Genomic DNA, 21140 nt, shown 5'->3' on the forward strand with positions numbered 1-21140 from the left:
ATCCGGGGTGGGCCGGGCCAGAAACGGGCAGCGGCCGCCTTGGTGTCAGCTCCGGTACGAGCCGTTGATATCAATGTAGCCGTGGGTCAGGTCGCAGCTCCATGTCCGGGCGGAACCCTGGCCAAGCCCCAGATCGACAGCAATGTCGATATCCTGCCCCTTCATATGCGCGACCACGGGGGTTTCATCATACCCTTCGCGCACGGTGCCATCGCTGGCAATGCACACGCCACCGATGGACACGCTCAGCGTATCCCTGTCGGCTGGTTCACCGCATTTGCCAACGGCCATGACAATCCGGCCCCAGTTGGCGTCTTCCCCCGCGATGGCGGTCTTGACCAGCGGGGAATTGCCAATGGCCATGCCCACGCGCCAGGCGGACTCGTCCGACACAGCGCCCGTCACGGTAATGCTCATCATCTTGGTCGCACCCTCGCCATCGCGGATGACCATCAGGGCGAGGTCATGCAACACGGCGTTCAGCGCGGTGCGGAAGTCAGCCAGTTCTGGCGCGCTCAGCGCATCAACCGTTTCCGCCACGGGCGGGTTGGCCGCAGCCCCGGTGCCAAACAGCAGCACCATGTCGGAGGTGGAGGTGTCGGAATCAACAGTAATGCAGTTAAATGTGGTGCGCACACCCGCCGACAGCAGCGCCTGCAACACAGGGGCGGGCAGGGCGGCATCGGTCGCAATAAAGGACAGCATGGTGGCCATGTCTGGCGCAATCATGCCGCTACCTTTGGCAATACCCTGAATAACCACCTCAACACCGCCAATCCGGGCCTTGCGCACAGCCGCTTTGGGGAAGGTGTCGGTGGTCATGATCCCACGGGCGGCGGCTTCCCACCCGGTGTCGCTCAGCGCGTCATGCAGGGCGGGCAGGGCGGTGGTAATCCGTTCGGCGGGCAGTACTTCCCCGATCACGCCGGTGGAGGCCAGACAGACCTGCTCGGGCGTACACCCGGCAAGCTGTGCGGCAGCCTCGGCCGTAAGGCGGCAGGTTTCACGCCCGGCGCGGCCGGTAAAGACGTTGGCATTGCCCGCATTGACAACAAGCGCACGGGCCTGCCCGCCGGGCAGGATAGCGCGGCACCAGTCCACCGGCGCGCCGGGGCATTTGGTGCGGGTAAACACCCCCGCCAGCGTAGTGCCGGGGGCAAATTCCGCCAGGACAAGGTCCGTCCGGCCCTTGTAGCGGATACCGGCCGCAACGGCGCCAAGGCGCACGCCACGCACAACCCCAAGCGGGGGCAGAGGCAGGGCAAGGGGGGATACGGGCAATGTCTGCGCCATCTGGCGGAATCCTCGGGGGTGGTCAGGTCTTTGCGCCCCCGTAACCGGGGGCGCAAAGGGGTGGTTTAACTTACTTCTTGGGGGCTGCCTGGCCGGCCGCCGGAGGGGGCGCGTCGGGCAGGGGCTTGCCGGTGTTGGGGTCAAAACGCACGATCTTGGTGCCACCAGCAGCGTGGTCAACAGCCTCACGCACGTATTTCTGGATCAGAGCCTGACGGATCTTGTCCTTGACCTCATCCAGCTTGGGCACAGCCGCCGTGCGGGTGTCGAGCACCTGAATAACGTGGTAGCCATACTGGCTCTTGACCGGGGTGCTGCTGATTTCACCCTTCTTCATGGAGAAGGCGGCGTCGGAGAAGGCGGGGATCATGTCGGCCTTCTTGAACCAGCCCAGGTCGCCGCCGTTCTGCTTGGCGCTGCCCTTGTCGGTGGACACTTCGGCCGCCAGCTTGGCAAAGTCGGCGCCAGCCTTCAGCTTCTTGATCACGTCCTTCGCTTCGGCCTCGGTCGCCAGCAGGATATGGCGGGCGTGCACTTCTTCTTCAGCAGGCTTGCTGGCGTAGTTCTGCTCGTAATACTGCTTGACGGCATCATCCGTCAGATGCGGCATAACCTGCTGGGACAGCCACGCGTTCTGCAGGGCGCTGTCGGCGGCAGTGGCCATCAGCTTCTGCGTTTCGGGGTTTTTGTCCAGACCGACCTTGCGGGCCGCAATCAGGATGGCCTTCTGGTCCACCAGCTGGTTGACCAGCATGGGGTAGATCATGTTGGGCGGCAGCTGGCGCAGCTGTGCGGGCACGCTGGCCATGGCACCCTGCACATCGGCCAGGGTGATTTTTTCACCATCGACCGTTGCCACGACCGTGTCGGGGCCGGGCGCTGCCTTGTCCGCTGCTGCGGGAGCTGCCGCCGGAGCCTTGGCGTCAGCCGCGTGAGAGAAGGACGAAAAGGACGTGGAGCCCAGCAGGGCGGCAGCCACCAGGGCAAAAGCAGGGGTTTTGAACCGCATGAGGTAAACACCTTGAAGCCAATAAAAACAGTCCGTCATGTATGGCGGAGCCTCCGTGCCCCGGCAAGCCCTGTATGCTTGCCCACCCCCGGCCCAAGCCATCTGGCACCCACCCGGCCCCCGCAAAAGGCGGCGTGGCAGGGTGCCCACGCAGGCTGCATGAAAGCCCACAGGCGGCACCAAAGGGCCGCTCTTGGTTGACCGCAACCCGGCGCGGTCCTATTTTGCCTGCCAAGCCACGCCACGCCACTCCTGCTTTACCTGCCGCGCACGCCTGTTCCAGCGCGGGAAGGGCCTGTGCAGGAGTGATTTACTGCCCCGGAAAGGTGTTCATGCTTTCACGCTTCGTCCGCGCCCTGTTCGGCACCGCAAACGACCGGACACTCAGGGCCTTCCAGCGCCGGGTGTCGGATATCAACGCGCTAGAACCCCGGATGCAGGCGCTGGACGATGCCGGTCTGGCCGGTATGACAACCCAGCTCCGTGACAGGCTGGCCCAGGGCGCCACGCTCGATGACCTGCTGCCCGAAGCCTTTGCCGTCACGCGCGAGGCTGCGCGCCGGGTGCTGGGCATGCGCCATTTTGACGTGCAGCTTATTGGCGGCATGGTGCTGCACGCCGGGCGCATTGCGGAAATGCGCACGGGCGAAGGCAAGACCCTGGTGGCAACGCTGGCTGTGTACCTCAGCGCCCTGTCAGGCAAGGGCGTGCATGTTGTAACCGTCAACGACTATCTGGCCGCGCGTGACGCCGCCGAAATGGGCAGGCTTTACGCATTTTTGGGCCTGAGCACGGGCGTAATCGTGCCCAATATGCCCGACGAGGCCCGCCGCCAGGCGTATGCCGCCGACATTACCTACGGCACCAATAACGAATTCGGCTTCGACTACCTGCGCGACAACATGAAATACCAGTTGTCGGAAATGGTGCAGCGCCCCTTCCACCACGCCATTGTGGACGAGGTGGACTCCATCCTGATCGACGAAGCCCGCACCCCGCTGATCATCTCCGGCCCGGCGGAAGACAGTTCCGACCTGTACCGCGCGGTCGATACAGTCGTGGCCCAGCTGGTGCAGGACACCGAAAGCTACGAGAAGGACGAAAAGTTCCGCTCCGTCATCCTGACCGAGCACGGGTCGGACCAGGTGGAAGCCCTGCTGCGTGACGCAGGCGTGCTGGACGAGGGCGGGCTGTACGACCTGCACCACGTTGCCGTGGTGCACCATGTGCAGCAGTCGCTGCGCGCCCACACCCTGTTCACCCGCGATGTGGATTACATCGTGCGCGGGGGCAAGGTTGTCATCATCGACGAATTTACCGGTCGTATGATGGAAGGCCGCCGCTACTCCGACGGGCTGCACCAGGCACTCGAAGCCAAGGAACATGTCGAGGTCCAGCAGGAAAACCAGACGCTGGCCTCCATCACCTTCCAGAACTTCTTCCGCCTGTATCCCAGGCTGTCGGGCATGACCGGCACCGCCATGACGGAAGCAGACGAATTTGCTGAAATCTACAACCTTGACGTTGTGGCCATCCCGACCAACCGCCCCGTGTCGCGCAAGGACGAGGATGACGAAATCTACCTGACAGAGGCTGAAAAATTTGCCGCTGTCGTCAAGCTGATCCACGAGGTGCACGAGCGCGGCCAGCCCATTCTGGTCGGCACCACCTCGATCGAGAAAAGCGAGACTCTGTCCGACCTGCTCAAGCGCGAGGGCATCCCCCACCACGTACTCAACGCCCGCTTCCACGAAATGGAAGCCAAGATCGTGGCGCAGGCCGGGGCACCGGGGTCCATTACCATTGCCACCAACATGGCCGGTCGCGGCACCGACATCAAACTGGGCGGCAATGTGGAAATGCTGATCGCCCAGGAACTGGGCGATGCCGAGGACACACCAGAACGCGCCGCCGCCGAGCAGGCCATCCGTGATCGTGTCAGCGCCGACCACGAAATTGTCCGCGCCGCAGGCGGGCTGTATGTGATCGGCACCGAGCGGCACGAAAGCCGCCGGATCGACAACCAGTTGCGTGGCCGCGCGGGCCGACAGGGCGACCCTGGCAATTCGCGCTTCTTCATCTCGCTTCAGGATGACCTGATGCGTATTTTCGGGTCTGACCGCATGAGCGGGATGTTCCAGAAAATGGGCATGAAGGAAGGCGAGGCCATTGTTCACCCCTGGCTGAGCAAGGCGCTCGAACGCGCCCAGAAAAAGGTGGAAGCGCGCAACTTCGACATGCGCCGCAACACCCTGAAGTATGACGATGTCATGAACGACCAGCGCAAGGAGGTTTACGCCCAGCGCCGCGAATTCATGGCAACCGAAGATGTGTCCACCATTATCGCCGAAGCGCATGAGGATGTGATCGACGCGATGGTGTCGCGCCATATCCCCGATAAATCCTTTGCCGAGCAGTGGAATGTCGCGGGCCTGACAGCCGACATCAGCCAGGCCTTTGCCCTCGACCTGCCCGTGGCCGAGTGGGCGAAGGAAGACGGCATGGACGCCCAGGGCGTTGCCGAGCGCATTGGTCTGGCCGCCCAGCAGGCCCAGGCTGCCCGTGCTGCCAATATCGGCCCCGAGCTGATGCGCTTTATTGAAAAGCAGATCCTGCTGACCACCTACGACGCGGTCTGGAAGGAACACCTGCACGCGCTGGACCAGTTGCGTCAGGGCATTGGCCTGCGCGCCTACGGCCAGAAAGACCCGCTGAACGAATACAAGCATGAAGCCTTCATGCTGTTTACCTTCATGCTGGAGGAAATGCGCCAGCGCGTGGTGTCGCTGCTGGCGCGGGTTGAGGTCACGCCCCCGCCGCTGGCCAACCCCTTTGACAACACTGCCGCCATCCACGCCGACCCTGAAATCCAGGGCTACGCGTCGGAGCCGGGGCCGGGGCTTGCCCCCGGGGCCGACCCGGCCATGGCGCAGCCCATCGGGGGCAGCGCCATCATGCCTGATGACCCCTCAAGCTGGGGGGAAACACCGCGCAACGCCCCCTGCCCATGCGGGTCGGGCCGGAAATACAAGCATTGCCACGGGCGCGTGGGCTAACACCCCCACCCACCGGCAGGACAGACAAGGTTAAGGAATATGGCTGGTCATTCCCAGTTCAAGAACATCATGCACCGCAAGGGCGCGCAGGACGCCAAGCGGGCCAAGCAGTTTGCCAAGGTTATCCGTGAGCTGACGGTGGCCGCACGTTCGGGCCTGCCCGACCCGGCCTCCAACCCCCGCCTGCGCGCCGCCATTACCGCCGCGCGGGAAGTGAACATGCCCAAGGACACCATCGAGCGCGCCATCAAAAAGGCGTCCGGCGCTGCCGCGGGCGATGATTACGTGGAAGTGCGCTACGAAGGCTACGGCCCCGCAGGCGTTGCCGTGATCGTGGAAGGGCTGACCGACAACCGCAACCGCACTGCGTCCGACGTGCGGGCGGCTTTTTCCAAATACGGTGGCTCCCTGGGGGAAACCAACTCCGTCTCCTTCATGTTCCGCCGCCTGGGTGTGCTGGCCTATCCGGCCAGCGCCGCGTCGGAAGAAGACATGCTGGATGCCGCGATCGAAGCCGGGGCGGAAAACGCCACCTTCGGCCCCGCCGGGCACGAAGTCACCTGCGAGGTAGAGTCCTTCTTTACCGTGCGTGACGCGCTGGAAAGCCGCTTTGGTGACCCAGAAAGCGCCAAGCTGGACTGGCGGCCTGAAAACACCGTAACCCTGGACGAAGAAAAAGCCCGCACGCTGTTCAAGCTGCTGGACGTGCTGGACGACCATGACGACGTGCAGAACGTGTACGCCAACTTCGACCTGCCCGACGACCTGGCCGAAAAGCTGTCGTCCTGACAGTGGTGCGCCTGCTTGGCATCGACCCCGGCCTGCGTTTTACAGGCTGGGGGGTGATTGATGTCGAGGGTAACCGCCTGCGCCACGTCGCCAACGGCGTGATCGCCACCAACAGCGCCGACAGCGTGCCAGACAGGCTGAAGGTGCTGCACGAAAACCTGCTGACCCTGATTGACCAGTGGACCCCCGCCGAAGCTGCGGTGGAGGAAACCTACGTCAACCGCAATGGTGCCGCCACACTCAAGCTGGGCTATGCGCGTGGTGTCGCCCTGCTGGCCCCGGCCCTTGCGGGTCTGGTGGTGGCGGAATACGGGGCGCTGGCAGTCAAGAAAGCCGTTGTCGGCACAGGCAGTGCTGACAAGACACAAGTGGAAATGATGGTGCGCCGCCTGCTACCAGGTGTGGAGGTTGTCCGCGCCGACGCGTCGGACGCTCTGGCCGTGGCCATCTGCCACGCGCACCATCGCGCCAGTGCCCGCCACATTGCAACCGGGGTAAGAATGGCATGATCGCTTTTTTGTGTGGCCTTGTCATCCAGGTCGAGTTGGGCAGTTGCGTGGTGGATGTCAACGGCGTGGGCTACCTGGTTGCGGCCTCAACCCGCACCCTGTCCGCCCTGCCCAACCCACCCGAAAAAGCCCGCCTGCTGATAGAAACCGTTGTGCGGGAAGACGCGATCCTGCTGTACGGGTTTACCGAAAGCGCCGAGCGCGAATGGTTCCGTCTGCTGACAAGCGTGCAGGGGGTTGGGGCCAAGGTGGCCCTTGGCATCCTGTCCACCCTGTCACCGGGGGAACTGGTGGCCGCTCTTATGGTGTCGGACAAGGCCAGCCTGATCCGCGCCCCCGGCGTGGGGGGGCGGCTGGCCGAGCGTATCCTGACAGAGCTGCGTGACCGGGCAGGCAAAATGCCCGGCGGTGGCGGCGGTGTTGTGGTGCCTGCCATGGCCACCCCTGTTGGCGGGATTGAGGCCGATGCCCTGATGGCGCTGGCCGGGCTTGGCTTCCGCCGGGCCGAGGCCGCCCCCGTGGTCCGCCGGATTATGGACACGCTTGGCCCCGCCGCAACGCTGGACACCGTCCTGCGTGACAGCCTGAAAGACCTGGCCAGATGAGCCGCGCCCCAGAGCGGGAACTCGACCCCACCCGCCAGGGGGACGACACGCCCGACGCCGCCCTGCGCCCGCAAACCCTGGCCGACTTTACCGGCCAGCAGGCCAGCCGGGAAAACCTGTCCATTTTTGTCGCGGCCGCCCGCCAGCGCGGCGAGGCACTGGACCATGTGCTGCTGCATGGCCCACCGGGGCTGGGCAAAACCACTCTGGCGCAAATTGTCTCGCGCGAGTTGGGGGTGGGTTTTCGCGCCACCTCCGGCCCGGTTATCCAGCGTGCGGGTGATCTGGCGGCGATCCTGACCAACCTGCAACCACGCGACGTCCTGTTCATTGACGAAATCCACCGCCTGCAACCCGCGATTGAGGAAATTCTCTATCCGGCCATGGAGGATTTCCAGCTCGACCTGATCATCGGAGAAGGCCCGGCTGCGCGCTCGGTACGGATCGACCTGCCCCCCTTTACACTGGTCGCCGCCACCACGCGCGCAGGCCTGTTGGCCACCCCCCTGCGCGACCGCTTTGGCATTCCGCTACGGCTTGTCTTTTACACACCCGAGGAACTGTGCCGCATTGTCGCCCGTGGGGCCGACAAGCTGGGCTTTGCCCTGTCGGCAGAAGGGGCCATGGAAATTGCCCGCCGGTCACGCGGGACCCCGCGTATTGCCGGGCGGCTTTTGCGCCGGGTGCGCGACTTTGCCTCCCTGTCCATTCCGGCCGACCAGCCGGTGGATGCCACCCTGGCCGACGCCGCGCTGCAACGGCTGGAGGTTGACGCCCTGGGGCTGGACGGCATGGACCGCCGCTACCTGCGCCGCATTGCGGAATATCACCACGGTGGCCCCGTCGGTGTGGAAACTCTGGCCGCAGCACTGGCCGAATCACGCGATACGTTGGAAGATGTGATCGAGCCATATCTCATCCAGGAAGGACTGGTGCTGCGTACAAGCCGCGGGCGTGTGCTAGGGGAAAGGGGATGGCGCCATCTGGGCCTGCCCCCACCCCCACGGCCTGACGGTGCGGACAATCCCCAGTTCGACCTTCTGACTGATGCCGAAGGGGACCCATGAGCACCCATTCCATCGATTTCAGAGTGTATTACGAAGATACGGACGCCGGTGGCATTGTCTATCACGCCCGTTATCTGGCCTTTGCCGAGCGCGCCCGCACCGAGGCTATTCGCAGTCTGGGCCACCCGGTTTCTGAACTGGAGAGAGACCACGGGCTGGTCTTTGTGGTGCGCGATGTCCACCTGTCCTACAAAGCCCCCCTGCGGCTGGATGATGTGCTGAGCATCCACACCCGGCTGACAGAACTTGGCGCGGCAAGCTGCAGGCTTGAACAGATTGTGACCAAAGGCGACCAGCACTGCGCGCTGGTTGATGTCAAATTAGCCTGTATTCGCACAGACAATGGGCGGCCTGCCCGATTTCCGCCGTCATGGCATGCTCTGCTGCGCCAGCTCACAGCCCGGGACTGACAAGGCACCTCTTCTGCTTTGTTCTGGAAACAAGTAATAGACAGCACATGTCGGGATGCGTCTGCGCGCGCCCGAGTCGCAAGCTGATGACCCGAAAGCGGGCATAAAGGCAGGAGGCATTATTGGATCGTGCGGTTGATGCGGCAAATCTCGGCGTAGCCACGGCGGGAGACCTGTCGGTTTGGGCGTTGTTCTTAAACGCCTCTCTCGTGGTCAAGCTGGTCATGGTGGGGCTCCTGCTGTGCAGTGTGGTGGTCTGGGCCATCATTTTCGACAAGATCGTGACGTTGCGGCGCATCAACCGGGCCGCCGCTGGTTTTGAGGACCGCTTCTGGTCCGGCGGCAGCCTGGACAGCCTGTATGAAAGCGATGGCGCAAAGCCCACCAACCCGCTGGCCGCCGTTTTTGGTGCTGCCATGGGTGAATGGCGCCGGTCGGCCCGCATCCCCGGTGTGGACCTGGTGCGCGGTGGTGTGAAGGAGCGCGTGGACCGCGCCATCGACATTACCATCACGCGGGAAATGGACCGCCTGCGCCGGTGGGTCATCTTTCTGGCCACGGTCGGGCCTGTGGCTCCGTTTGTGGGGCTGTTTGGCACGGTGTGGGGCATCATGCATTCGTTCAGCTCCATCGCGGCCGAACACAACACCAACCTCAGCGTTGTGGCACCCGGCATTTCGGAAGCCCTGTTTGCCACCGCCATCGGCCTGCTGACCGCCATACCCGCCTATGTGGCGTATAACGTGATCAGCAACAGCCTGGACCTGTTCCAGGACCGGATGGAAGGCTTCGGGACCGAGTTTGCCGCCATCCTGTCCCGCCAGTCCGAGGAAAGGGCGTAAGTCATGGGCATGGCGTCCGGGGGAAAGGGGGGCCGCCGCAGGCGCCCCATGGCCGAAATCAATGTGACACCGATGGTCGATGTCATGCTGGTGCTGCTGATCATCTTCATGGTCACGTCCCCCATGATGACCAGCGGCGTCAATGTTGACCTGCCCAAGACCGATGCGCGGCCTGTCAATTCCGATACCAAGCCCATTACCGTGTCGATCAAGGCGGATGGCGGGCTGTATCTGGGCGACAACGCCGTAACGCCCGACCAGCTTGTGGCCGAACTCAAGGCTGCTTCCAACAATGACCCCTCGCACCGTATTTTTGTGCGTGGTGACGCCCATATCGACTATGGCCGCGTCATGCAGATCATGGGGCAGATCACGGAAGGTGGCTTCACGCACGTGGCCCTGCTGGCGCAGCAGCCTGCCAGCACCGGGCATTAAGCCCCAGAACGGGCGCAGAGGTACGAACAATGCCCATGGCACGGCCACGCCGTTCCGACCGGATTTTGCTCCGGCGGTCGCTTTACCTGTCGGGGGGGGCGCATGTTGCGCTCCTTCTGGCTATTCTGGTCACGCTTCCGCCGCCTAAACCGCCGGAAGAGCCCCCACCCCCCACGGTTGAAATGGCGTTTGAGCCATCCACCACCGACAATGGCGGCCCCTCGGCCAAGGCCGACGCCCCCGCCGAAAACCCCAAGCCGCCCGCCCCGGCCGAGCAGGAAGCCCCGCCCACGCCCGAGCCCCCCAAGGCCGTGCCGAACGAGGAAGCTCCGCCGCCACCACCGCCACCGCAGCCCGTGCCGCCTCCGCCACCGCAGGAGACGCAGGACCTGCCTGACGTGCCGGTGCCGCCCAAGGCGGACGAGCCCTCGCCCGTGCCTGTCAAAACACCGCCAGCCCCCCCGGCACCGGTGTCGCCCACGCATGCGGTCAGCACGCCATCACCCCTGACACAGCCCACCGACACCCTGCCCGATACGGTTGTGCCCTCGCACATCACCCAGCCCAACAAGGCCAAGAAACCCCAGCCGGAAACCCATTCCCTGCTGGAAACGCTTGATACCTTCCGGTCGGACCAGAAGCAGACACACGCCCCCAAGGCACGCGCCAACCCCCTGGCTGGCGGGTCGCCCAAGGGGGGTGGCAGCCCGGTGGGCAATATCGTGGGCAGCCTGAGTGTCGGCCAGCAGAAGGCCATCGGCGCGCAGGTACGCCGCTGCTACACCGAGGACACGGCCGCCAAGGACTACGCCACCTTTGTGGCGCACCTGATCGTGACCGTGGATGACACCGGGGAGGCGCGTATTGTGCAGTTCGCGCCCGAAACGCAGGCCCGCATGAATGCGGATTCATCCTACCGTGCGCTGGCCGAACGCGCCCGCGCGGCTGTGCTGAGCCCGACCTGCGCCAAACTGCCCATTCCCAAGGAGCTGCTTGGACAACCCCGGCAACTCAAATTCGTATTCCGGCCCTGAGTTCCGGGCCGCAAGGGAGGACATGACATGTTGCTGAACACCCGCCCGCTTATTTCCGACCATGACGCGGATATCCTTGCCTCTGCCTTTCGCCGCCGCACGCTGCTGGGGGCCGGTGCCGCTGCTGCCGGTATCCTGGCCACACCGCTGAGCGGGTTTGCGCAGTCGGCCGCAGGGCAGGAAGCCGAAATTACGGTTGACCAGGCCCGCACCGCGCCCATTCCCATCATCATCCCCGACTTTGGTGGGGACATGGGCCAGAAGATTTCCGAGGTACTGGCAAACGACCTGAACAACACAGGTCTGTTCAAGGTTATCCGCGGCAGCAATCCCTCTGGTCAGCCGGACTTTGCCGCTGCCAAAGGCATGGGTGCCCATGCCCAGGTGACAGGCAGCGTGTCGGGTGGCGGGTCCTCCCTGCGGGTGGAAATGCGCCTGTGGGACGTGCTGGCCCACCAGCAGATCCAGGGCACGGCCTACACCACATCGGCCGCCAACTGGCGACGGATTGCCCATATTGTGGGCGATGTCATCTATCAGCGCATGCTGGGTGAAAAAGGCTATTTTGACACCCGGATCGCCTTTATCTCCCGCTCTGGCCCGCGTGGGCACCAGCGCACACGTCTGGCCATCATGGACCAGGACGGTGCCAACGCCCGCATGCTGACCGCAGGCAACTGGCTGACCATTACGCCGCGCTTCAGCCCCGTGAAGGACCAGCTTGCCTTCATGTCCTATGCCAACAACCGCCCGCGCGTGTATCTGTTCGACCTCAACAGCGGCCGCCAGCAGCTGCTGGGTGACTTCCAGGGCATTTCCTTTGCGCCGCACTTCTCGCCCGACGGGCATTCGGTTGTGCTGTCGGTCACGCGTGGGGGTGGGTCCGACCTGTTTGTCGTCGATCTGGCATCGGGCGCACGGCGGCAGATTACTGCCTCGGGCGCGATTGATACCAGCCCCTGCTACAACCCCGACGGGTCGCAGATTGTCTTCAACTCCGATCGTGGCGGGTCGCCGCAGCTTTACATCATGCCCGCATCGGGCGGTAACGCGCAGCGCATTTCCTACGGGCAGGGCAACTACGGCTCACCCGTATGGTCCCCCAGGGGCGACCTGATCGCCTTTACCCGGATTGCCAACGGCATGTTCTCGCTGGGGGTCATGGCCCCCGATGGTTCGGGCGAGCGGATCATGACGCAGGGCTTTACGGTGGAAAGCCCCAGCTTCTGCCCCAATGGCCGTGTGCTGGCCTACTGCAACCAGACGCGCGCCGGGGCCGGTGGGGCAGGCTTTAGCTCCACCCTGAAGATGGTGGACATTACCGGCTTTAACGACCGCCACGTGCCGACGCCTGAAGAGGCCTCCGACCCGACGTGGTCCCCCCTGAACGGCTAAGCGACCTCACCCCCGCTGCACCACCCCGACGCGGGCCGGTGCAGCGGCATGAGTGTTCTTAATCTGGCCATAGTTCACTGTTAAAGAATGGTGAAATGGCTCCAGTATATCTGAAAAAACTGTGTTTTTTCGGTATCAGTCGCAACATGGCTGACACGCGCAAACGATATGCCGCTTGACCCCCACTTCAAGCTATGGCTTACGGCGAAATGGTCTCCAAAATTCGGCGGCTCTTCGATGGATTCGGAGAGGAGCTAGAAGAATACGCGGGGATACAAGGTTTTAACTCTTTTCTCCGAATAGCTCCGCTGTGGGGCTGATTCCCAGGATCCGACACATGAGACTGAAAGTTGTTGCCGCGCTTGGCATGGTTGCTCTTCTCTCAGCTTGCGCGAATGAAAAGGCAAACACCGGTGCTTCCACCGCTGCCGTTGTCCAGCCCGCCGGCCCGGTTCCGGGTAGCGAAGCTGACCTGGTGGCCAATGTTGGCGATCGCGTGTTCTTCCCCTTCAACAAGAGCGGCCTGACCGACGACGCCAAAGCCACCCTGCAGAAGCAGGCTGACTGGATGGCGAAGTACCCGCAGGTCAATGTCGAAGTCGCTGGCAACTGCGATGACCGTGGCACGGAAGAATACAACATCGCCCTGGGTCAGCGCCGCGCCAACTCCGCTCGTGACCTACTGGTCGCCAAGGGTGTTGCGTCTTCTCGCATCTCCACCATTTCCTACGGCAAGGACCGCCCGACCGCCCTCGGTGACAACGAGGAAGCATGGGCCCAGAACCGTAACGCCATTACCTCTGTCAAATAAGACGTCGGATTTTCCGATATCTTGTAACGCAGACAAGCAGGCCGGGCCATTTTGGTCCGGCCTGTTTTGCATTTCGGCTCTTGATTTTGCGGGGCGGAAGGATGAATCCTTGCCAACCCAAGATGAACGGTGAGGTTTCTGATGAAGGCCCGGGTGACGACAATGCATAAGGCCCGCCACGGCCTGGCGGTACTGGGGCTGGCAACAGCACTGGTGACAAGCGCCAGCACACTGGCCCAGGCTCAGGACATAACAAGCCGCGAAGGCATTACCCTTCAGAACCAGATCCTGGCGCTGCGCCAGACGCTGAACCAGATGCAGGAATCCCAGGGGAACGGCAGCCTGCCCGCGCCGTCAGCCAGCCCCGCCACATCCGGCAATGGCGACCTTGTGGCCCAGTTGCTTGAGCGGGTGAACACGCTGGAACAGCAGCAGCGCGAAATGCGCGGTGAAATCGACCAGCTGACCAACGACCTGCAACAAAAAACCGCAGCCCTGTCCAAGCAGGTGGCCGACAGCCAGTTTGCCGCCCAGACCGGGGCCGGTGGGGCCGCCAGTGCCGCCGCTGCCACGACAGCCGCCGCATCATCAGACACTGACAGCGCCCGCGCCACCACGCCCGATGGCCTGCTGAAAGCCGGTAAGGAAGCCTTGCAGCACAAGGACTACACCACCGCGCATGACAATGCGGAAGCTGCGCTGAAAAACGCCAAAGGGGCGTTCCGGGTCGATGCCCAGTTCCTACTGGCGCAGTCCCTTGCCGGGCAGAAGGAATACCGCCCCTCCGCCGTGGCGTATTATGACGCGTACAAGCTGTCACCCAAAAGTGCACGTGCCCCCGACGCCCTGCTGGGTGTCACGGCAACCCTGCTGGCTCTGGGCGACAAAAAAGCCGCCTGCGAGGCTTTGGGCAAGCTGAAGAGCGAATTCCCCAACCCTGCGGAACGTGTCAGCCGGGCCTCCGACATTTATGCCCAGCGGGGCGGTTGCCGCTAACCTCGGGTGCTGACACCACAAGAGCAGGGCGTCGCCTCTGCCGGTTCCGACCGGGCTGTTTTTTCCCCCAGCCCGGTTACCCCTGCCTGGTTTGCCAGCAGGATGCACGCCCTTGGCCCTTTTCTGGCTGACGGGTCTGGCCCTCCGCCGGTCGCTGTGGCCGTATCGGGCGGGGGGGACAGCCTGTGTCTGGCATGGCTGGCACGGCACTGGCGCCCCACGCTGCTGGCTCTTGTCGTTGACCACGGGCTGCGGGCTGAATCCGCGCAGGAAGCGCGCTGGACGGTCGAGCGCCTGCGCCACATGAGCCTGACAGCCCGCCTGCTGACCCTGACCGACCTCCCCTATGGCCCCGGTATTGCCGCACGGGCACGACAGGCTCGTTACGCCGCGCTGGCTCAGGCCTGTCAGGATGCAGGCTGTGTGGACCTACTACTAGGCCACCAGGCCGATGATCAGGCCGAAACCGCCTGCATGCGCGAACGCGCTGGCAGTGGGCCAGACGGGCTGGCAGCCATGGGCTGGGTCAGCATGCGACCGGGCCTGCGCCTGATCCGCCCACTGCTTGATGTCTCACGTCAGGCGTTACGCACCACGCTCACTGCTGCGGGCGAACCCTGGGTGGATGATCCCTCAAACGACGACAGACGGGCCGAGCGCGTACGGGTCCGCCAGACCCTGCACCAGCAACCCCACCTGCGCGACCAGTACTGGCACATGGCCATGCAGGCCGGGGCAGGGCGCATGCGCCAGATGGTGGCCATGGCTGGGGTACTAGCCCGGCAGGTGTCCCTGTCACCACTGGGCTGGGCACGGCTGGGGGCTACTCTGCCCGAACCGGCTGTTCTGGCCAGCCTGCTCCGTGCCGTAGGCGGCATGGCCTACCCACCAGCCCCAGCGGCTGTTGCCCGCCTTCACACAGCAGGGCAGGCGGCAACACTGGGGGGGGCACGGCTGACCCGGTGGCAGGGGCAGTGGTATCTTGTGCGGGAACAGGCTGCCATTGCCCCCCCGCAACCCGCACGCGTCGGGCTTGTGTGGGACAACCGCTTCCAGCTTGTCGCAATGCCCGCTCTGGCCAGCACACGTCCTGATGTCAGCATTGGTGCCTGTGGCTCCGGGCTGCCCCGTGCGGCCCGTCAGGGCTGGCCCGCGCTGTTCTGCGCTACCCTGCCTGCTGTATGGCAGGGCGGCAGGCGTGTGGCTGTGCCCCATCTGGGTCTGGCTGAGGCAGGCTGGGCCGGGGCCGACATCGCCTTCCACCCCCCCGGTGTGGTGACGGGGGGCAGCCTGCATGGCGGCTCCGGGGGCTGGGCGGAACAATATGTTTGCCCTGCATACTAGGAATATGGCCGCCAGCACCCATTATATAAGGGCAGAGGTTGCTTTTTCGACGGTCGCACGGGCAAGATACACCCCTTGTACAGGCGCGTGCGCGCCAGAACCATGGATATTCGGGCACAATGAACAATCTAGGCCGCAATCTGGCACTTTGGGTCAGCATCATCCTGGTGCTGCTGCTGCTTGTAAACATGTTCCAACCAGGGAGCACACAGCACGCAGCCCAGCAGCTGGCCTATTCCGACTTTGTGACAGATGTTGATTCCGGCCGTGTCCGGTCTGTGGTCATGCAGAACCACAACATCTCTGGCACGCTGACGGACGGCACCGCCTTTGAAACCTATGCCCCAACCGATCTCTCCCTTGTCTCGCGCATGGTGGGCAAGGGGGTCGAGGTGGTGGCCAAGCCGCTGGATCAGGACGGCAGCCCCCTGCTGCGCTACTTCCTGAACTCGCTGCCCATTATCCTGCTGGTCGGGGCATGGCTGTTCATGATGCGCCAGATGCAGGGTGCAGGTGGCCGCGCCATGGGCTTTGGCAAGTCCCGCGCACGCATGCTGACCGAAAAGCAGGGCCGCGTTACCTTTGATGACGTGGCAGGCATTGATGAAGCCAAGGGCGAGTTGCAGGAAATCGTGGACTTCCTCAAGGACCCACAGAAGTTTACCCGCCTTGGCGGCAAGATCCCCAAAGGGGTGCTGCTGGTCGGCCCGCCCGGCACGGGTAAGACCCTGCTGGCCCGCGCCATCGCGGGGGAAGCCAATGTGCCCTTCTTCACCATTTCCGGTTCCGACTTTGTGGAAATGTTTGTGGGTGTTGGTGCCTCCCGCGTGCGTGACATGTTCGAACAGGGCAAGAAAGCCGCACCGTGCATTATCTTCATTGACGAAATCGACGCCGTGGGCCGCCATCGTGGCGCAGGCATGGGCGGCGGTAACGATGAACGCGAACAGACACTCAACCAGATGCTGGTCGAGATGGACGGCTTTGAAAGCAACGAAGGCGTTATCCTGATCGCAGCCACCAACCGCCCCGACGTGCTGGACCCCGCCCTGCTGCGGCCCGGCCGTTTTGACCGGCAGGTTGTGGTGTCCAACCCGGACGTCAACGGGCGTGAGAAAATCCTGCGTGTGCACATGCGCAAGGTGCCTCTGGCGTCCGACGTGGACCCGCGCATTATTGCCCGCGGCACACCCGGCTTTTCCGGCGCGGACCTGGCCAATCTGGTGAACGAGGCCGCTCTGGCCGCTGCGCGCCTTGGCCGCCGCACCGTTTCCATGCGTGAATTTGAAAACGCCAAGGACAAGGTGCTGATGGGCGTTGAGCGCCGGTCCCTGGTGATGAATGATGAGGAAAAGAAGCGCACCGCCTACCACGAGGCTGGCCACGCCATTACCGCCGTGCTGGTGCCCGAGAGCGAACCCATCCACAAAGCCACCATTATCCCGCGTGGGCGTGCACTGGGCATGGTCATGCGCCTGCCCGAGGACGACCGCCTGTCCATGAGCCGCAAGAACGCCTTTGCCCACCTTGTGGTGGCCATGGGTGGCCGCGTGGCGGAGGAGGTCGTTTACGGCAAGGACAACATCTGCAACGGCGCGATGGGCGATATCAAAATGGCCACCCGCGTTGCCCGCAGCATGGTGACCGAATGGGGCATGAGCGAAAAGCTGGGTATGATCGCCTATGTGGATGACGACCAGGGCGGTGGCTTCTTTGCCGGTGCGTCGCGCAACTTCTCGGAACAGACCGCGCGTGAAATTGATGAGGAAATCAAATCCCTGATCGACACCGCCTATATCGAGGCCCGCGGCTACCTGTACGACAATGTTGATGCCCTGCACCGTCTGGCCGAAGCTCTGCTGGAGTTTGAAACACTGTCCGGCGAGGAAATCCGCCAGATCATGCGCGGCCAACCCATTGAACGTGCTGAGGAGGAAGACAACGGCCCGATCAACCGCCGTGGGTCCGTGCCTCAGGTTGTGTCGGACGACACCCCTCCGGCTAGTGGCCCGGCTCCGGTGCCCCAGCCCGGCTAACCCCCGGCACCACGTTTTGACCAAAGGGAAAGAGGCGGCATTCTGTGCCGCCTCTTTCGTATGGTAGCCCGTCACAGCAACATCGGATCAGCACTATGTGGAACAGACTGGTTGAACCCATGGGCCTGCTGTACGGGCCAGATGCCCGTGCGGCCATACAGCACGGCACCGGGCTGCCGCTCATGGGTGGCCCCGTGGCCTTTACCATGGCCCGGCTGATCGACGGCACCCACACATCCGCTCCCATGCGGGTCGAGGACATCCCCGGCCCATGGCAGGGGGTGCTACTGCGCCTGACCCGGGCAGCCCCCCCGGCCCATCTGCCTGACGGGCCTCAGGTTATGGGTATTCTCAACGTCACCCCCGACAGTTTCAGCAACGGCGGGCAGCATTTCGGGGTGGCGCAGGCGCTGGGTGCAGCCCGCGCCATGGCCGATGCCGGGTGCCGGGTGCTGGACATCGGGGGGGAGAGCACCCGTCCGGGGGCTGCAACCGTCACGCCCGAGCAGGAATGGGACCGCGTAGGCCCGGTGCTGGAGGCCCTGCGCCAAAACCTGCCCACTGTTGCCCTGTCGGTGGACACCCGCAACAGCCTTGTCATGGACCGGGCACTGGCTGCGGGGGCCGATGTCATCAACGATGTCACAGCCCTCCAGCATGACCCGCAGGCGCTGCCGCTTCTGGCAGAGCGGCACTGTGGTGTGGTGCTCATGCACATGCGTGGCACCCCGCAGACCATGGACACCCACACAGAATACTCCGATGTTGCCTGCGACGTGGTGCGCGAACTGGGTCAGAGGGTCAACGCCGCTCTGGCAGCCGGGATCAGCCATGACCGGCTGATGGTGGACCCCGGCTTTGGCTTTGCCAAAACCCATGAGCAGAATGTCACGCTGCTACGCCGCCGCCTGCTGCTGGCCAATCTGGGCTGCCGGGTGCTGTTTGGCCTGTCCCGCAAGCGCATGATCGGGGCCATGACGGGCGAACCTCGGGCCGAGGCACGAGACCCGGGCACACAGGCCGCAACACTGGAGGCCATGCCCCTGGGGGCTGCGGTGCTGCGGGTGCATGATGTGCCGGGCATGGTGCAGAGTATGCGGCTCTGGCAGGCATTACACACGCCTGCTGGCACGGAAGACGCCTGAACACGGTTTCTTCAGACCTCAAACCGTTTTAGGTAGAAACAACAGCCACAGCGGCAACGCACACGGCTGACACGCGCCGGGCCATGGGGGCCTGCCGCGGCATGGAACAGGCAGCATGAAGCGTTTTTTCGGAACAGACGGCATCCGCGGCACAGCCAACACCGCACCCATGACAGTAGAGATCGCCCAGAAGCTGGGGCAGGCGGCTGGCCTGCATTTCCGGCGTGGCGACCACAGGCACAGCGTGCTGCTGGGCAAGGACACACGGCTTTCGGGGTATATGATCGAAAGCGCGCTGGTCTCTGGTTTTCTCTCTGCGGGGATGGATGTCACGCTGGTCGGCCCGCTGCCCACACCGGCCATTGCCATGCTCACCCGCTCACTCCGGGCTGATCTCGGGGTTATGATCTCGGCATCCCACAACCCGTATGGTGACAACGGGATCAAGCTGTTCGGCCCCGATGGCTTCAAGCTGTCCGACCGGGATGAAAGCGAGATCGAAGCCCTGATGGAGGCCGATCTGTCAGCCCATCTGGCCGCACCAGACCAGATCGGCCGTGCCTCACGCCTGAACGACGCCGCCGGGCGCTACGTGGAAAACGCCAAGGCCTCCCTCCCACGCGGGCTGCGGCTGGATGGCATGCGTATTGTCATCGACTGCGCCAATGGCTCGGCCTATCGCGTGGCCCCCACCGCCCTGTGGGAACTGGGGGCCGAGGTTATCCGGATCGGATGCGACCCCAATGGGGTGAACATCAACGACCGTTGTGGTTCCACCCATGCCCAGACCCTGTGCGCGGCTGTGCTGGAACACAAGGCCGATCTGGGCATTGCCCTTGATGGTGACGCCGACCGCGTACTGATTGCCGATGAAACCGGCCATCTGGTCGATGGCGACCAGATTCTGGCGCTGATCGCCCAGTCCTGGATGCGCGAAGGGCGACTGGTCGGCGGGAGCGTGGTGGCCACGGTCATGTCCAACATGGGGCTGGAGCGTTTTCTGGCCACACTGGGGATCGGGCTTGAACGTACCGCCGTGGGCGACCGCTACGTGGTTGAACGCATGCGCGAGCTTGGAGCCAACGTCGGGGGCGAACAGTCGGGCCATATGGTGCTGACCGATTTTGCCACCACGGGCGATGGGCTGGTGGCTGCATTGCAGGTGCTGGCTGTGCTGATCGGGGCAGGCAGGCCTGCAAGCGAAGTCTGCCGCCTGTTCCGCCCCTTTCCGCAACTGCTCCGCAATGTGCGCTATCAGGGCGCCTGCCCGCTGGACACGCCAGCAGTACGCCAACGCCAGCAGGACGTGGAACGCCGCCTGGCAGGCAACGGCCGCCTTGTGTTGCGCCGCAGCGGCACCGAACCTCTGGTACGCGTGATGGTTGAAGCCGAAGACATGGCTCTGGTGGACGAGGCTGTCAGCATGATGTGCGACGTGCTGGAACAAGCAGCCCTGCCAGCCTGAAGGACACTCCAATGCCCCAGCACCCCACCGCCAAAGCCCGTGTTCTTTCCATTGCCGGCAGTGACTCCGGCGGAGGGGCGGGTATTCAGGCAGATATCAAAACCATTACCGCCCTGCATGGCTACGCCACGACAGCCATTACCGCGCTGACGGCCCAGAACACCGTGGGCGTGCAGGGTATTCTGCCTGTGCCGCCAGATTTTATCCGCAGCCAGATCCGCAGTGTGCTGGACGACATCGGAACCGATGCCATCAAAACCGGCATGCTGGGGGGCAGTGACGAAATTGCCGTTGTGGCAGAGGAAATCACCCGCGCAAAAATGGCCCGGCCGGACCTGCCGATCGTGATAGACCCAGTCATGGTTGCCAAGGGGGGCGCTGTCCTGCTGAAGGCTGAAGCGCTGGAAGCCCTGCGCCGCCTGTTATTGCCACAGGCCAGTGTGATTACCCCCAACCTGCCAGAAGCCGAGTATCTGACAGGCATGGTGCTGGCCGATGTGGCCGACATGCGCGCCGCAGCCCGCTACCTGCACGAAGCCACAGGGGCATCCGTGCTGTTAAAAGGCGGCCATCTGCCTGGGGATGATCTGGTGGATGTGCTGATGGATGAACACGGGCTGCATGACTTCCCCACCACGCGTCTACCCGGCCGCCACACACATGGCACCGGCTGCACGCTGGCCAGCGCGCTGGCAACCCGGCTGGCACAGGGCATACCCCTGCATGATGCGGTGGCGCAGGCCCGCCAGTATGTCCGCAACGCCATTATCCACGCCCCCGGTCTGGGCAGGGGGGCTGGCCCCCTATGGCACGCCGTGGACCCCACGGCCTGAAACCGCAGCAACCTCCGGGGGCTGATCAAGCCTGCCTGCCCCATATCTCTTGTCATGGGGCAGGCC

Annotated in this window: 19 protein-coding genes; 17 read left to right on the top strand and 2 right to left on the bottom strand. The window is 63.9% G+C overall.

Going from position 1 to position 21140, the window contains the following annotated elements:
- Positions 1–45: 45 nt before the first annotated feature.
- Both argJ and FLP30_RS04720 read right to left on the bottom strand, forming a co-directional pair.
- Positions 46–1293 carry a bifunctional glutamate N-acetyltransferase/amino-acid acetyltransferase ArgJ gene (gene argJ / locus FLP30_RS04715; protein WP_149278803.1) on the bottom strand — a complete coding sequence of 416 codons (1248 nt, stop codon included), beginning with the start codon at positions 1291–1293 and terminating at the stop codon, positions 46–48.
- Positions 1294–1363: 70 nt separating this feature from the next.
- On the bottom strand, positions 1364–2302 hold the full coding sequence (locus FLP30_RS04720; protein ID WP_149278804.1) for a peptidylprolyl isomerase: 939 nt from the start codon (positions 2300–2302) through the stop codon (positions 1364–1366).
- Positions 2303–2634: 332 nt separating this feature from the next.
- Between FLP30_RS04720 and secA the strand changes: the two genes are divergently transcribed.
- From secA to thiD, 17 genes are all read left to right on the top strand, one after another.
- Positions 2635–5358, top strand: a complete 2724-nt coding sequence (gene secA / locus FLP30_RS04725) for a preprotein translocase subunit SecA (RefSeq protein WP_149278805.1) — start codon at positions 2635–2637, stop codon at positions 5356–5358.
- A gap of 39 nt (positions 5359–5397) precedes the next feature.
- The gene (locus FLP30_RS04730; RefSeq protein ID WP_149278806.1) at positions 5398–6147 is read left to right on the top strand and encodes a YebC/PmpR family DNA-binding transcriptional regulator; all 750 of its coding nucleotides are present in this window, start codon (positions 5398–5400) and stop codon (positions 6145–6147) included.
- A 2-nt stretch (positions 6148–6149) separates the two neighbouring features.
- Positions 6150–6656 carry a crossover junction endodeoxyribonuclease RuvC gene (gene ruvC / locus FLP30_RS04735; RefSeq protein ID WP_149278807.1) on the top strand — a complete coding sequence of 169 codons (507 nt, stop codon included), beginning with the start codon at positions 6150–6152 and terminating at the stop codon, positions 6654–6656.
- Positions 6653–7261: a Holliday junction branch migration protein RuvA gene (gene ruvA / locus FLP30_RS04740; RefSeq protein ID WP_149278808.1), complete on the top strand. Its 609-nt coding sequence runs from the start codon at positions 6653–6655 to the stop codon at positions 7259–7261. The genes ruvC and ruvA overlap by 4 nt, the downstream gene beginning before the upstream one ends.
- Entirely contained in the window at positions 7258–8328 is a 1071-nt protein-coding gene (gene ruvB, locus FLP30_RS04745; RefSeq protein WP_149278809.1) for a Holliday junction branch migration DNA helicase RuvB, read from the top strand. Before ruvA ends, ruvB begins: the two co-directional genes overlap by 4 nt.
- Complete coding sequence (gene ybgC / locus FLP30_RS04750; RefSeq protein WP_149278810.1) at positions 8325–8738, top strand: tol-pal system-associated acyl-CoA thioesterase; 414 nt, start codon at positions 8325–8327, stop codon at positions 8736–8738. Before ruvB ends, ybgC begins: the two co-directional genes overlap by 4 nt.
- Before the next feature lie 224 nt (positions 8739–8962).
- On the top strand, positions 8963–9580 hold the full coding sequence (gene tolQ, locus FLP30_RS04755; protein ID WP_408834561.1) for a protein TolQ: 618 nt from the start codon (positions 8963–8965) through the stop codon (positions 9578–9580).
- Positions 9581–9583: 3 nt separating this feature from the next.
- On the top strand, positions 9584–10015 hold the full coding sequence (tolR, locus tag FLP30_RS04760; RefSeq protein ID WP_149278812.1) for a protein TolR: 432 nt from the start codon (positions 9584–9586) through the stop codon (positions 10013–10015).
- A gap of 29 nt (positions 10016–10044) precedes the next feature.
- On the top strand, positions 10045–11049 hold the full coding sequence (locus FLP30_RS04765) for an energy transducer TonB (RefSeq protein ID WP_210419309.1): 1005 nt from the start codon (positions 10045–10047) through the stop codon (positions 11047–11049).
- Between the two features lie 27 nt (positions 11050–11076).
- Complete coding sequence (gene tolB / locus FLP30_RS04770) at positions 11077–12444, top strand: Tol-Pal system beta propeller repeat protein TolB (RefSeq protein ID WP_149278814.1); 1368 nt, start codon at positions 11077–11079, stop codon at positions 12442–12444.
- 337 nt (positions 12445–12781) lie between these two features.
- Positions 12782–13255, top strand: a complete 474-nt coding sequence (gene pal / locus FLP30_RS04775) for a peptidoglycan-associated lipoprotein Pal (protein WP_149278815.1) — start codon at positions 12782–12784, stop codon at positions 13253–13255.
- Between the two features lie 162 nt (positions 13256–13417).
- Positions 13418–14251 (top strand): tetratricopeptide repeat protein, encoded by an 834-nt coding sequence (locus tag FLP30_RS04780; protein WP_149278816.1) that lies wholly within the window; start codon positions 13418–13420, stop codon positions 14249–14251.
- Between the two features lie 102 nt (positions 14252–14353).
- Entirely contained in the window at positions 14354–15595 is a 1242-nt protein-coding gene (tilS, locus tag FLP30_RS04785; RefSeq protein ID WP_149280222.1) for a tRNA lysidine(34) synthetase TilS, read from the top strand.
- A gap of 119 nt (positions 15596–15714) precedes the next feature.
- Complete coding sequence (gene ftsH, locus FLP30_RS04790) at positions 15715–17631, top strand: ATP-dependent zinc metalloprotease FtsH (RefSeq protein WP_149278817.1); 1917 nt, start codon at positions 15715–15717, stop codon at positions 17629–17631.
- Positions 17632–17726: 95 nt separating this feature from the next.
- Positions 17727–18776 (top strand): dihydropteroate synthase, encoded by a 1050-nt coding sequence (folP, locus tag FLP30_RS04795; RefSeq protein WP_210419311.1) that lies wholly within the window; start codon positions 17727–17729, stop codon positions 18774–18776.
- A 115-nt stretch (positions 18777–18891) separates the two neighbouring features.
- Positions 18892–20241: a phosphoglucosamine mutase gene (gene glmM, locus FLP30_RS04800; RefSeq protein ID WP_149278818.1), complete on the top strand. Its 1350-nt coding sequence runs from the start codon at positions 18892–18894 to the stop codon at positions 20239–20241.
- Positions 20242–20252: 11 nt separating this feature from the next.
- Complete coding sequence (thiD, locus tag FLP30_RS04805) at positions 20253–21074, top strand: bifunctional hydroxymethylpyrimidine kinase/phosphomethylpyrimidine kinase (protein WP_149278819.1); 822 nt, start codon at positions 20253–20255, stop codon at positions 21072–21074.
- The last annotated feature ends 66 nt before the right edge of the window (positions 21075–21140 follow it).

The sequence above is a fragment of the Acetobacter vaccinii genome, from assembly GCF_008365315.1.
Taxonomy (GTDB): domain Bacteria; phylum Pseudomonadota; class Alphaproteobacteria; order Acetobacterales; family Acetobacteraceae; genus Acetobacter; species Acetobacter vaccinii.

What these genes read in the sequence shown, in the direction of transcription:
- argJ (WP_149278803.1), bottom strand. Translation starts at nt 1,293, where the DNA reads ATGGCGCAGACATTGCCCGTATCCCCCCTTGCCCTGCCTCTGCCCCCG.
- FLP30_RS04720 (WP_149278804.1), bottom strand. Translation starts at nt 2,302, where the DNA reads ATGCGGTTCAAAACCCCTGCTTTTGCCCTGGTGGCTGCCGCCCTGCTG.
- secA (WP_149278805.1), top strand. Translation starts at nt 2,635, where the DNA reads ATGCTTTCACGCTTCGTCCGCGCCCTGTTCGGCACCGCAAACGACCGG.
- FLP30_RS04730 (WP_149278806.1), top strand. Translation starts at nt 5,398, where the DNA reads ATGGCTGGTCATTCCCAGTTCAAGAACATCATGCACCGCAAGGGCGCG.
- ruvA (WP_149278808.1), top strand. Translation starts at nt 6,653, where the DNA reads ATGATCGCTTTTTTGTGTGGCCTTGTCATCCAGGTCGAGTTGGGCAGT.
- ruvB (WP_149278809.1), top strand. Translation starts at nt 7,258, where the DNA reads ATGAGCCGCGCCCCAGAGCGGGAACTCGACCCCACCCGCCAGGGGGAC.
- ybgC (WP_149278810.1), top strand. Translation starts at nt 8,325, where the DNA reads ATGAGCACCCATTCCATCGATTTCAGAGTGTATTACGAAGATACGGAC.
- tolQ (WP_408834561.1), top strand. Translation starts at nt 8,963, where the DNA reads ATGGTGGGGCTCCTGCTGTGCAGTGTGGTGGTCTGGGCCATCATTTTC.
- tolR (WP_149278812.1), top strand. Translation starts at nt 9,584, where the DNA reads ATGGGCATGGCGTCCGGGGGAAAGGGGGGCCGCCGCAGGCGCCCCATG.
- FLP30_RS04765 (WP_210419309.1), top strand. Translation starts at nt 10,045, where the DNA reads ATGCCCATGGCACGGCCACGCCGTTCCGACCGGATTTTGCTCCGGCGG.
- tolB (WP_149278814.1), top strand. Translation starts at nt 11,077, where the DNA reads ATGTTGCTGAACACCCGCCCGCTTATTTCCGACCATGACGCGGATATC.
- pal (WP_149278815.1), top strand. Translation starts at nt 12,782, where the DNA reads ATGAGACTGAAAGTTGTTGCCGCGCTTGGCATGGTTGCTCTTCTCTCA.
- FLP30_RS04780 (WP_149278816.1), top strand. Translation starts at nt 13,418, where the DNA reads ATGCATAAGGCCCGCCACGGCCTGGCGGTACTGGGGCTGGCAACAGCA.
- tilS (WP_149280222.1), top strand. Translation starts at nt 14,354, where the DNA reads ATGCACGCCCTTGGCCCTTTTCTGGCTGACGGGTCTGGCCCTCCGCCG.
- ftsH (WP_149278817.1), top strand. Translation starts at nt 15,715, where the DNA reads ATGAACAATCTAGGCCGCAATCTGGCACTTTGGGTCAGCATCATCCTG.
- folP (WP_210419311.1), top strand. Translation starts at nt 17,727, where the DNA reads ATGTGGAACAGACTGGTTGAACCCATGGGCCTGCTGTACGGGCCAGAT.
- glmM (WP_149278818.1), top strand. Translation starts at nt 18,892, where the DNA reads ATGAAGCGTTTTTTCGGAACAGACGGCATCCGCGGCACAGCCAACACC.
- thiD (WP_149278819.1), top strand. Translation starts at nt 20,253, where the DNA reads ATGCCCCAGCACCCCACCGCCAAAGCCCGTGTTCTTTCCATTGCCGGC.